This window comes from Clostridium intestinale DSM 6191 (assembly GCF_900130055.1).
Classification (GTDB): domain Bacteria; phylum Bacillota; class Clostridia; order Clostridiales; family Clostridiaceae; genus Clostridium_T; species Clostridium_T intestinale.
In genome coordinates, this window is record NZ_FQXU01000006.1 from 61762 (window position 1) to 73886 (window position 12125).

A 12125-nucleotide genomic window follows, 5' to 3' on the forward strand; every position below is an offset into this window, starting at 1 on the left:
GAGCTTAGAAATTGATTTTTTATTGTATTTCTAAAACTCAAAGTCTCTTTTGAACTTGCTTTTTTATTTTTAATAATAATATTGTCATTTAGAAAGATAGGGAGGTAAAGGTAGCAATTGTTAATCAAAATTTTAAGTATTTAATTAAGGGGGAAAAAACATGAAAAAATTTCTTAAAATCTTTGCAACAGGTTTAGTTGCAGCATCATTAGCATTAACTGGTTGTAGCACATCGGGGGATTCAGGAAAGAAAACTGAAGAAACTAAAAAGGATATAAAAGTTGGATTCTTATTATCAGGTCCAATTACAGATGGGGGATATAACTTCAATCACAACAAAGGTAGACTTTATCTTGAGGAGCAAACTGGAGTTGAAACAATTTATAAAGAATCTGTTAAAGAAGATTCAGCTGAAGTTCAAAAAGTAGTAGAAGATATGATTAGCCAAGGTGCTAACGTAATAGTTGGAGCAAGTTTTGGATTTATGGATGGTATGGTTGCATCTGCAAAAGCTCATCCAGATGTAAAGTTCTTACATGGTGGTGGACATCAAACAGCAGATAATTTATCTAACTACTTTGGTAGAGAGTATGAGGCTAGATACTTATCAGGTATAGCTGCTGGTATGAAATCTAAAACTAAAAAGCTTGGTTTTGTAGGAGCATTCCCAATACCAGAAGTTATAAGAGGTATTAATGCATTTACTTTAGGAGCACAATCAGTAGATCCTAGCATAACTGTACAAGTTGTTTGGACAAATACTTGGTATGATCCAGCTAAAGAAAAAGAAGCTGCAAAAGCTCTTATTGCAAACGGTGCTGATGTTATAGGACAACATCAAAATACAGCAGGTGCACAGCAAGCAGCAGAAGAAGCTGGTGTATTCTCAGTAGGTTATAACATAGACATGAGCGAAGCTGCTCCAAAAGCTAACTTAACTTCAGACATATTTAACTGGGGAGTTTATTACACAGCTCAAATAAAAGCAATTCAAGATGGTACATGGAAATCTGGAAGCTACTGGGGTGGAATTAAAGATGGTCTAGTTGATATAGCACCACTTACAAGTAATGTAGCAGAAGGAACTAAGGAGAAGATAGAAAAAGCTAAAGCAGCAGTAGTTTCAGGAGAAAACAAAATATTTGTTGGACCTCTAAAAGATCAAACTGGAGCAGAAAAAGTTGCAGCTGGAAAAACTATGACTGATGATGAAATCTTCTCTATGAACTGGTTTGTAAAAGGTGTAGATGGAACTATTCAAAAATAATTAATATGGAGTGATACTTTATGAATTCAGAGTTAATTGCTGTAAAAAGAATAACCAAGACATTTGGAAAAGTTGTAGCAAATAACAATGTTGATTTCAGCGTAAATGCCGGTGAAATACATGCACTTTTGGGTGAAAATGGGGCAGGTAAAAGTACACTTATGAATATGCTATCTGGGGTTTATACTCCAGATAGTGGTTCAATATTCATACATGGAAAAGAAGTTACTTTTACATCACCTAAAGATGCTATAAAAGCAGGAGTTGGAATGATATATCAACATTTTAAGTTAGTAGAATCAATGACTGCTATACAAAATGTATTGTTAGGACAAGAGAATAAATTATTTGTTAGTCAAAAGAAGCTTTTAGATAAAATTAATGATATATGTAATAGGTTTGAGTTAGATATAGATGTTAATAAATATGTTCAGGACATGTCTGTTGGGGAAAGACAAAATCTTGAGATATTAAAGGTATTATATAGAGGTGCAGATATTCTTATATTAGATGAACCAACATCGGTTTTTACACCACAAGAAACTAAAAAGTTATTTAACATTATGAATAAAATGAAAAAAGAGGGTTGCGCTGTTATATTTATAACACATAAATTAGATGAAGTTATGGAGGTTTCAGATAGAATCACTATATTAAGAAAAGGTGAGACAATCTGTACTGTTGATAAGTTGAATACAAATCCTAAAAATCTTACTGAACTTATGGTGGGAAAAGAAGTGGATTTATTTATAGATAGGGTAGAATGTGAAGCTGGAGAAGTAGTTTTAAAGGTTTCAGATTTAAGTGTTTCAGGTAGCGACAAGATAAAGCTACTAAAGGATGTAAGTTTTGAGATAAAAGCTGGAGAAGTATTAGGTATAGCGGGTATAGCAGGTTGTGGTCAAAAGGAGCTTTGTGAAGCTATAACGGGAATATGTAAAATTGATAATGGCGAAATAAACTTTAAGGGAGAAAACTTAGCTGGAAAAACCTCTAAAGAATTTATGGAAAGAGGAATAGCTATGAGTTTTATTCCAGAGGATAGACTAGGAATGGGTTTAGTTGGAGCTATGGGAATAGTAGATAATCTATTATTAAAAGATTATAGAAAACAAAAGGGTATGTTTGTTAATAGAAAAAGTTTAGTAGATAAGGCTAAGGATATAGTAGAAAAGCTAGAGGTTAAAACACCAGGAATATATTATCCTATAAGATATCTATCAGGTGGAAACATTCAGAAGGTTTTACTTGGAAGAGAATTAAGCTTAAATCCTAAACTTATAGTTATGGCTTATCCAGTGAGAGGTTTAGATATAAATACTTGTTACACCATTTACAACTTAATAAATGAGGAAAAGAAAAAAGGCACCTCAATTTTATTTGTTGGAGAAGATTTAGATGTACTTATTAAACTTTGTGATAGGATTATGGTTTTAAATAGTGGAAATGTAACTGGAGTAATTGAGGCAGAAAAAGCTACTAAAGAAGAAATTGGTCTTATGATGGTATCAAGCGGAAATAAGGATGGTGATAAATATGCTAGTGAGGCTAGTTAAGAGAACAGAAGTAGATAATAAAAAAAGTATGCAGATAAGAGTACTAGCAGTAGTTTTGGCTTTAGTTATAGTAAGCTTATTACTTCTTTTTCTTAAATTAAATCCATTAAGTGTATATGGCACAATGCTAAAAGGCGCTTTTGGTTCTGCATATGGAATAAGACAAACAATAATTCAAGCTATCCCTCTTTTGATTGCTGGCTTAGGAGTATCTATAGCCTTCAAAATGAAGTTTTGGAACATAGGGGGAGAAGGACAGATAATGATGGGAGCTTTTGGAGCTGCGCTATTAGCTTTAAATTTTCAAAGCTTACCTAAGCCATTATTATTGCTACTAATGCTTGTAGTAGGTGCTGTTTTAGGTGGAATATGTGTGTTAATTCCAACATATTTTAGAGTAAAATATAGAACTAATGAAACTATTACAACCTTGATGATGAACTATATTGTTCTAAAATTTATAACCTATTTACAGTATGGTCCATGGAGAGATAAAAATTCTTTAGGTTTTCCTAAGATTCCAAATTTCTCTGATAATGCTATTATGCCTAAACTTTTTGGGGTTCATATAGGATGGATTATAGCTATAATTTTAGCAGTTTTAGTATATATTTATATGAACTACACTAAAAAAGGATATGAGATTTCAGTAATCGGAGAAAGTGAAAATACGGCTAAATATGCAGGGATGGATATAAAGAAAACAATTCTTGGAGCGCTTTTCTTAAGTGGGGCAATATGTGGAATTGCAGGAGTTATACAAGCTTCAGCAGTAAGTCAGACCTTATCTGTAGAGGTATCAGGTGGAGTAGGTAATACAGCAGTTATAATAGCTTGGCTTGGAAATTTAAGCTCCATAGGAATAAGTATAGTAGCTGTACTATTTGCAGCTTTAGTGTCTGGTGCAAGACTCATACAAACAGCTTATGGAATTCCTGAATCAGCAGCTTCATTATTGCAAGCAATTATACTTTTCTGTGTACTTGGAAGTGAGTTTTTTGTAAGATTCAAGCTTATATTTAATGGAGTATCTAAAAAAAGAGAAAAAGTTCAGGAGGTGGCATAAATGGATTGGATTACGAATTTTTTAGCAGCAGCAGTTATTGCAGGAACACCGCTTCTTTTTGGGACTTTAGGAGAAATAATAATAGAAAAAGTAGGAAATCTTAACCTTGGAGTTGAGGGGTTAATGCTTTTGGGTTCAGTTATGGGCTTTATGGTAGGCTTAAGTACTGGGAATCCATTTATTGCTTTAATAGCAGCTATGATTGCAGGAGCATTAGGAGCATTAGTATATGCTTTTTTAACTGTTACCCTTAGAGCAAATCAAACTGTTTCAGGTTTAGCTTTAACCATATTTGGAACAGGATTATCAAGTTTACTTGGAACTAAACTTGTAGGGCAGGTAACTCCAGATAGTATAAAAGCATTCTTTAAACCTGTTGCGATTCCTTTATTATCAAAGATACCAGTTTTAGGTACAGCTTTATTTAACCAAGATCCCTTTATTTATTTAGGATATATATGTGCAATAGTTTTAGGATTATATTTATATAAAACTTCTAAAGGGTTAAATGTTATAGCTGTAGGAGAAAATCCAGCAGCTGCAGATGCAGCAAGTATAAATATTAATTTATATAAATATGTGCATATTCTTTTAGGTGGAGCTTTGTGTGGACTTGGAGGAGCATATCTTTCTCTTGTATATGTACCTGCATGGCAAGAAAATGTTACAGCTGGTCGTGGGTGGATAGCTGTAGCTTTAGTTATATTTGTAGGATGGAATCCATTTAAGGCTTTAATAGGAGCTTATTTCTTTGGAGGGTTAGATATATTAGGATTTAGAATAAGCAGTCCATTTATTAATCAATATTTGATTGCGGCTATTCCATATATAGCAACCTTCGTAGTTCTTGTAGTGGTTTCTATGAGAAATTCAAGAAAAAATTCTCCTCCTAAATCTTTAGGACAATCATATTTTAGAGAAGAAAGATAAAAGATCTTAGAAAAATAAATTAGTTTAGAGGTTGCTGCAAACAAACTTGCAGTAACCTTATTTTTAAATCAATAAGTTAGAGTTGATTATGAAAAATAGGGGGTGATTATATGCTTATTGATGAAATAAGTAAACCTGTTAAGAGAATAGATGTTGAGGATAAGATTAAAGGAAAAACGGAATATTTAGCAGATATGCACTTTGAAGATGCTTTGTATGCCAAAACATTAAGATCCACAAAAGCAAGGGCAGAAATATTATCAATAGATATTCCGAGGCTTCCAGAAGGATATTATATAGTAGATAAAAATGATGTACCTGCTAGAAATGGAGTTAAAATTATAAATTATGAGATGCCATTTTTTGCTGAGGATACAGTAAACTACATTGGGGAACCGCTTTTACTTTTGGTAGGACCTGATAAAGAGACGGTTGAAGAATTAATAACAGAGATAAAAGTTAATTATAAAGAGTTAAAAGGAGTTTTCTCCATAGATGAATCTGAATCACTAACTGAAGTTATATATGGAAAAGATAATTGTTTTATAGAATATAATTATGGAAAAGGTGACCTAGATAAAACTGAAAAAGAAGCCGCCTATGTATTTGAAAAAGAATATACAACTGGATATCAAGAGCACATATATTTAGAAACTCAAGGTATGGTTGGAACTTATGAAAATGGAAGAGTTAAAGTTATAGGCTCTATGCAGTGTCCTTATTATGTTAAAGATGCAGTAGTAGATGCTTTAGGGTTTGATTATGATGATGTTCAAATAGTTCAAAGTAATACTGGTGGAGGTTTTGGGGGAAAGGAAGAATATCCTTCCTTAATAGGTGGGCAAGTTGCTATTGCTGCATTAAAGATTAAAAAGCCAGTTAAGCTTATATTTGATAGGGATGAAGATATTCAATGTACAACCAAAAGACATCCTTCACAAATTATTTTAAAAACTTTTTTAGATAAAAATCATAAGATAATAGGTGTAGATGCAGATGTTAAATTAGATGGTGGCGCTTACATGGGGATATCTAATATAGTTTTACAAAGAAGTATATTTGCAGCCATAGGGGTATATGATGTTGAAAATATAAAGGTTAGGGGAAGAGCTTTTGCTACAAATAATATTGTAACAGGAGCCTACAGAGGTTTTGGAGCACCGCAATCTTTTTTTGCTACAGAAATGCATATGGAATTTATGGCAAAGGAATTAGGAGTAAATTCTTTGGACTTTAAGAAAAAGAATTTATTGAAAAAAGGAAATCTATCTTCAACTGGTGGGGTATTTAGAGAGGATATTGTATTACCAAAAATAATTGAAACTATAGAAGAAATGTCTTCATATAGTGAGAAATATGAACAGTATAAAAAGAGTGATAAATATAAGGGAGTAGGAATGTCTCTATTTTTCCATGGTGGAGGATTCACTGGAAATGGTGAAAGGGATATTATAAAGGCAAAGGTTAAGCTTAAAAAATATAAAGATGATAAAGTAGAAATTCTTATATCTAACGTTGAAATGGGACAGGGAGTAACGACTGGACTTAGGAAGATAGTTGCCCATGCTTTAGAGATACCTTTAGAAGATATAATATATGCAAATCCAGATACTGATAGGGTTCCAAACTCAGGACCTACAGTTGCTTCAAGAACTACAATGATTATAGGAAAACTTCTTCAAAATGCGGCTATAAAAATGAAGGAAGAGTGGAAATCTGGAGAAGAGATAGAGATTCTAGAAAAATATAAACACCCAGAAGGGTTTAATTGGGATGCAGAAGCTTTAGTTGGAGATGCGTATAATACTTATTCATGGGGAGCCAACGTAGTAGAGGTTGAAGTTAATCCTATAACTTATGAAGTAGATATAAAGGGTGTTTGGGCTGTTTTTGATATAGGTAAGGCTATTGATGCAAAGATAATAGAAGGTCAGATAGAAGGTGGAGTTGCTCAAGGTTTAGGTTATGCAGGTATGGAGGTTATGAATTCTAAAGAAGGAAGACTAATTCAAAGAACTAACACTGATTACGTAATACCTACAGCTAAGGATTTACCTAAGATTCATAATAAGTTAGTTAACACACCTTATGATTACGGTCCTTTTGGAGCTAAAAGTGCAGGGGAACTTACTTTAATAGGAGCAGCATCTGCTTATGCAATTGCTGTGCAAAATGCAATAGGAAAAACAGTGAGCCAGATTCCTGTAACCCCTGAGTTAATAATGGAGGTAATAAAAAATGACAAAAATTAAATTCAATCTAAATAATAAAGAGGTTAGTATTGAAAGCAATCCATTAAGACGACTTTTAGATGTTCTGAGAGAGGATTTTAAATTGATAGCGCCAAAAGAAGGTTGTGGACAAGGCGAATGTGGAGCTTGTTCTGTAATTATAGATGGAAATCTTATTAATTCTTGTTGTGTACCTTTAGGTAATGTAAATGGAGCTAAAGTTATTACAATAGAAGGCCTGGTAGATACTAAAGAATTTAATATACTCAAGGAAGCATATGAGGATGCAGGAGCTGTTCAATGTGGTTTTTGTACTCCAGGAATGATAATGGCATCCTATGCACTACTAACTAAAAATAGTACACCAAATGAGGATGAAATCAGAGAAGGAATATCAGGGAATCTTTGTAGATGTACAGGATATGATAAAATAATCGAAGCTATTAAGTTAGCTTCAAAAAGAGGTGATACTGTATGGTAATAAGTAAAGAGGAGAACTCTAATATAATATTGTATTTACCAGAAAGTTTAAAAGAGGCTTTGGAGGTAAGAAGTAAAGAAGAGACTATAATATTATCTGGTGGAACAGATCTTATGGTAAGAAGGAAAAGACCCTCAGGACTTATACCTAGGTTTGATAAAAATACTGTCTTTGTTGCAAACCTAGCAGAATTAAAAAAGATATACACCTTGAGAGATTATCTTCATATAGGAGCTGCATGTACATTTTCTGAAATTAGTAACTATGAGTTAATTCCTGATTATTTTAAAATTGTAATTAAGGATATAGCTTCACCTGCTATAAGGAATGTAGCAACTATAGGAGGGAATATCTGTAATGCTTCGCCAGCTGCTGATATACTTCCATTGCTTTACGCTTTAGAAGCTGAACTAGTAGTAGGAAGCCTAAAGGGTGATAGGATAATATTTATAGAAGATTTTATTGTTGCCCCAGGAAGAAATGTATTGGGTAGTGATGAAATTTTAAAAGAAATAAGGATTCCTATAGTTAACTTTAATGAATATTATTATAAGAAGGTTGGAACTAGAAAAGCTACAGCAATATCTAAACTATCTTTTATAGGATTTATAAATATTGAGGAAGATGTAATTAAGGACATAAGAATAGCATTTGGAGCAGTAGCACCTACAATAGTTAAATCTAAAAAGATGGAGAATGAATTAATAGGAAAAAATATAAACAATTTAGATGAAATAAGCGAAGAATTAATTGAGGACTATTCAGATTTAATAAATCCTATAGACGATCAAAGATCAAATAAAAACTATAGAAAGCAGGTAGCTGTAAATTTATTAAAGGATTTTCTAAAATTAAAATAGATTCTTCCTATATAGAGTGGATAATGAGTAATAAATTATATAAATATGATAAAGCCCTTTTAAATTTTAAATTTATAATATAAAGACGTCATTGTATAATTAAATTACAGTGACGTTTTTGTGCAATAATGATTAAGGAGTGTTGATATATGGATATTAAAAAGGATTTGCCAGAAATTTTTGAAGATTTTTCTGAAGCAAGAAAAAATGGGTTCATAATAGCAAAAGAACTTAAGGAGAAGAACATTCCTTTAATAGGAACATTTTGTACATATATGCCCCAGGAAATAGCTATGGCGGCTGGAGCAGCAGTAGTTTCTCTTTGTTCAACCTCAGATGAAACTATAGGAGATGCAGAAATGGATCTTCCTAGAAATCTTTGTCCACTAATAAAAAGTAGCTATGGTTTTGGGAAAACAGATAAGTGTCCTTATTTTTACTTCTCTGATTTAATTGTAGGAGAGACAACCTGTGATGGAAAGAAAAAGATGTATGAATATTTAGGGGAATTTAAAGCTGTTCATGTCATGCAGTTACCTAATACACAAGTTGGGGAAAAGAGCTATGAATTATGGAAAAGTGAGATAATAAAGCTAAAAGATTTATTAGAAGATAAATTAGAACTTAGAATTACAGAAGATAAGATTAAAGAAGCTATAAACTTAAAAAATAGAGAAAGAGTAGCATTAAAAGAGTTTTACGAGATAGGTAAGTTAACTCCACCAGCTATTTCTGGAACAGATATACTAAAGGTTATATATGGAGCGACTTTTAAGTTTGATAAAGAACAATCTATAGAAGAACTTTCTAGTTTAACTGAGAGAGTAAAAAAAGAATATGCACAAGGCGTGAGGTTAGATAGTAGACCAAGAATATTAATAACAGGATGTCCTATAGGGGGAGCTGCTGAAAAGGTAGTAAAAGCTATAGAAGATAATGGTGGTTATGTAGTTGCTTTTGAAAACTGCACAGTTGCTAAAGCAAATGAGCTTTTAGTAGATGAGGATAAGGATGTATTTGATGCATTAGCAGAAAAATATCTTGCAATAGGCTGCTCTTGCATGAGTCCTAATGAAAATAGAAAAACTTTATTAGGAAAGATGATTGAAGAGTATAAGGTGGATGGGGTAGTAGATGTAATACTTCAGGCTTGCCATACTTATGCAGTAGAAACTCTTTCAATAAAAAGATTTACAAATAACAATTATAAAGTTCCATATATGGCAGTAGAGACAGATTATTCACAGTCAGATATAGGACAGTTAAATACAAGAATGGCAGCATTTATAGAAATGTTATAGGTGAAAATATGTATTCAATAGGAATAGATTCAGGTTCTACCTCAACTAAAGGAATATTATATAATGGGAATATAGTTAAAAAGATAATAACTAAAACAACTTCAAGACCTAGAGAGAGTATGATGAAGATATATTCAGATTTATCTTATGGACTTGAAGATAAACCTTATGTAGTGCTTACTGGTTATGGGAGAGAACTTGCGGATTTTGGAGATAAGAAGGTTACCGAAATTACCTGTCATGGAAAAGGTGCTAAATACCTTTGTGAAAATACAAGAACTGTAATAGACATTGGTGGTCAAGATAGCAAGGTTATAAAACTAGATAGAGATGGTAATCTTACAGATTTTTTGATGAATGATAAATGTGCAGCTGGGACTGGAAGATTTTTAGAGGTTATGGTAAAGACCTTAGATGAAGAATTGCCATCAATAGACTCTCTTACAAAAGGGGTTAAGCCATATCCAATATCTAGTATGTGTACCGTATTTGCAGAATCAGAAGTTATTAGCCTAATTGCTAAAGAGGTTCCAAGAGAAGAAATACTATCAGGAATTTTATCTTCCATAGCAAAAAGAACAGCTACCTTCGCATCTAAATTAAATATTGAAGAAGGTGTGTTTTTCTCTGGGGGAGTTAGTAGAAGCGAGGAATTTAAGAGAAGATTAGAAGGATTTATAAATAAAGAAATAAAGGTATCTCCTTTATCACAATATGCTGGTGCAATAGGAGCAGCGATAATTGGATATGAGAAGCAATTTAAATTGAGGAAGTGAATTAGTATGAGCCAAAATAACGTGAAATTTACCTGTGGCGGTGGATGTACAGCTAAGTTAGGTCCAGGTATGCTTAAAAGTGTATTAGATAAAATTCCTAATAAGTTTGATGAGAATTTATTAATAGGCTTTGATAGCTCAGACGATGGAGCTGTATATAAATTGACAGATGACATAGCTATTATTCAGACCTTGGACTTTTTTACTCCAATAGTTGAAGATCCATATACCTTTGGCAAAATAGCTGCAGCTAATGCTTTAAGTGATGTATATGCCATGGGTGGAGAGGTAAAGGTAGCTCTTAATATTGTAGGATTTCCAGAAAAGATGGAGGCAGAAATCTTGGGAGAAATACTTAGAGGAGGAGCTGAAAAAGTTCATGAAGCAGGAGGAGTTGTATCGGGAGGGCATTCTATAAATGATCCAGAACCTAAATATGGCTTATCTGTAACTGGTGTGGTTCATCCTTCAAAGATTCTTCCTAATAATAATTGCAAGATAGGAGATAAGCTTATACTTACAAAACCACTAGGAGTAGGAATAATAACAACGGCTCATAGGGTAGGAGAAGCTAGTGAAGAAGCTTATAATAAGGCTATAAAGTCTATGGAAACTTTAAATAAATATGCGGCTGATAAGATGAAAAAATACAAAGTTAACGCATGTACTGATGTAACTGGTTTTGGATTTTTAGGACATCTAAATGAAATGATTAAAGATGAATATTCAATAAAGATAAATGGAAACACCATTCCTTATATAAAAGAAGCTTATGATTATGCTAAAGAGTTTTTAATAACAGCAGGTGGACAAAGAAATAGGAGACATTTAAAGGATAAAGTATTGTTTAAAGACATTGAGTTTCCATTAGAGGAAATTCTATTTGATCCACAAACTTCTGGAGGACTTTTGATAAGTTTATCTTCGGATGAAGCAGATGATTTATTAAAGGAATTACAAGAACTTGATTTAAAATCAGAAATTGTAGGAGAAGTTATTGAAAAACAAGATTTTAATATAATAATAGAGAAATATTAAAGGAGAGAGAGAAATATGATAAAAGTTGATGCTAGAGGGGAACTTTGCCCTATACCAGTAATAAAGGCTAAAAAAGCTTTAAAAGAAATTGAGAAAGATGGAGTTATTCAAGTAGTTGTAGATAACGAAATAGCGAAAGAAAATTTAGAGAAAATGGCTAAAGAGATGGGATATAAGTATGAGGGTGAAAAATTAGGTGAAGATCACTATGAGGTTAAGATAATAAAGGGAGAAGGAGAAGAAGAAGTTAAAGAAGTTCTTATAACTAAGGAAACTATACGTTCAACAGCTGTAGTTATTTCTTCTGACAAGATGGGAGAAGGAAATGAAGAATTAGGAACTATTTTAATGAAAGCTTTTATTTATACCGTAACAGAAACAGAGACTCTTCCAACCTGCATTCTATTCTATAATGGAGGAGCTAAACTTACAACTAAGACCTCAGCTGTATTAGAAGATTTGAAAAAGCTTGAAGAACAAGGGGTAGAAATATTAACCTGTGGAACATGTCTAAATTATTATGGATTAACTGAAGAATTAGCTGTTGGATCTGTAACTAACATGTACAGTATTGTAGAAAAAATGAATTCTTCAGATAAAATCATTAAACCATAAGAGG

General features: G+C 32.6%; 11 protein-coding genes. All 11 read left to right on the top strand.

Features of this window, described 5'->3' with window-relative positions; translation table 11 throughout:
- The first annotated feature begins 160 nt into the window (after nt 1-160).
- A complete protein-coding gene (locus tag BUA92_RS09545) occupies nt 161-1267 on the top strand; it encodes a BMP family ABC transporter substrate-binding protein (RefSeq protein WP_073019015.1) in 1107 nt (368 codons plus the stop codon).
- A 20-nt stretch (nt 1268-1287) separates the two neighbouring features.
- Nucleotides 1288-2823 (top strand): ABC transporter ATP-binding protein, encoded by a 1536-nt coding sequence (locus tag BUA92_RS09550; protein ID WP_073019017.1) that lies wholly within the window; start codon nt 1288-1290, stop codon nt 2821-2823.
- Nucleotides 2804-3889 (top strand): ABC transporter permease, encoded by a 1086-nt coding sequence (locus BUA92_RS09555; RefSeq protein ID WP_073019019.1) that lies wholly within the window; start codon nt 2804-2806, stop codon nt 3887-3889. The genes BUA92_RS09550 and BUA92_RS09555 overlap by 20 nt, the downstream gene beginning before the upstream one ends.
- Nucleotides 3890-4819 (top strand): ABC transporter permease, encoded by a 930-nt coding sequence (locus BUA92_RS09560; RefSeq protein WP_021803617.1) that lies wholly within the window; start codon nt 3890-3892, stop codon nt 4817-4819.
- Nucleotides 4820-4929: 110 nt separating this feature from the next.
- Nucleotides 4930-7071 (top strand): xanthine dehydrogenase family protein molybdopterin-binding subunit, encoded by a 2142-nt coding sequence (locus tag BUA92_RS09565; protein WP_073019021.1) that lies wholly within the window; start codon nt 4930-4932, stop codon nt 7069-7071.
- Nucleotides 7058-7531 (top strand): (2Fe-2S)-binding protein, encoded by a 474-nt coding sequence (locus tag BUA92_RS09570; protein ID WP_073019023.1) that lies wholly within the window; start codon nt 7058-7060, stop codon nt 7529-7531. Before BUA92_RS09565 ends, BUA92_RS09570 begins: the two co-directional genes overlap by 14 nt.
- On the top strand, nt 7525-8391 hold the full coding sequence (locus BUA92_RS09575; RefSeq protein WP_073019025.1) for an FAD binding domain-containing protein: 867 nt from the start codon (nt 7525-7527) through the stop codon (nt 8389-8391). Before BUA92_RS09570 ends, BUA92_RS09575 begins: the two co-directional genes overlap by 7 nt.
- Before the next feature lie 149 nt (nt 8392-8540).
- Nucleotides 8541-9692, top strand: coding sequence for a double-cubane-cluster-containing anaerobic reductase (locus BUA92_RS09580; protein ID WP_073019028.1), 1152 nt, complete (start codon nt 8541-8543; stop codon nt 9690-9692).
- 8 nt (nt 9693-9700) lie between these two features.
- Entirely contained in the window at nt 9701-10468 is a 768-nt protein-coding gene (locus tag BUA92_RS09585) for an acyl-CoA dehydratase activase (RefSeq protein ID WP_073019030.1), read from the top strand.
- A 6-nt stretch (nt 10469-10474) separates the two neighbouring features.
- Complete coding sequence (gene selD / locus BUA92_RS09590; RefSeq protein WP_073019033.1) at nt 10475-11506, top strand: selenide, water dikinase SelD; 1032 nt, start codon at nt 10475-10477, stop codon at nt 11504-11506.
- 15 nt (nt 11507-11521) lie between these two features.
- The gene (yedF, locus tag BUA92_RS09595; protein WP_073019035.1) at nt 11522-12121 is read left to right on the top strand and encodes a sulfurtransferase-like selenium metabolism protein YedF; all 600 of its coding nucleotides are present in this window, start codon (nt 11522-11524) and stop codon (nt 12119-12121) included.
- The last annotated feature ends 4 nt before the right edge of the window (nt 12122-12125 follow it).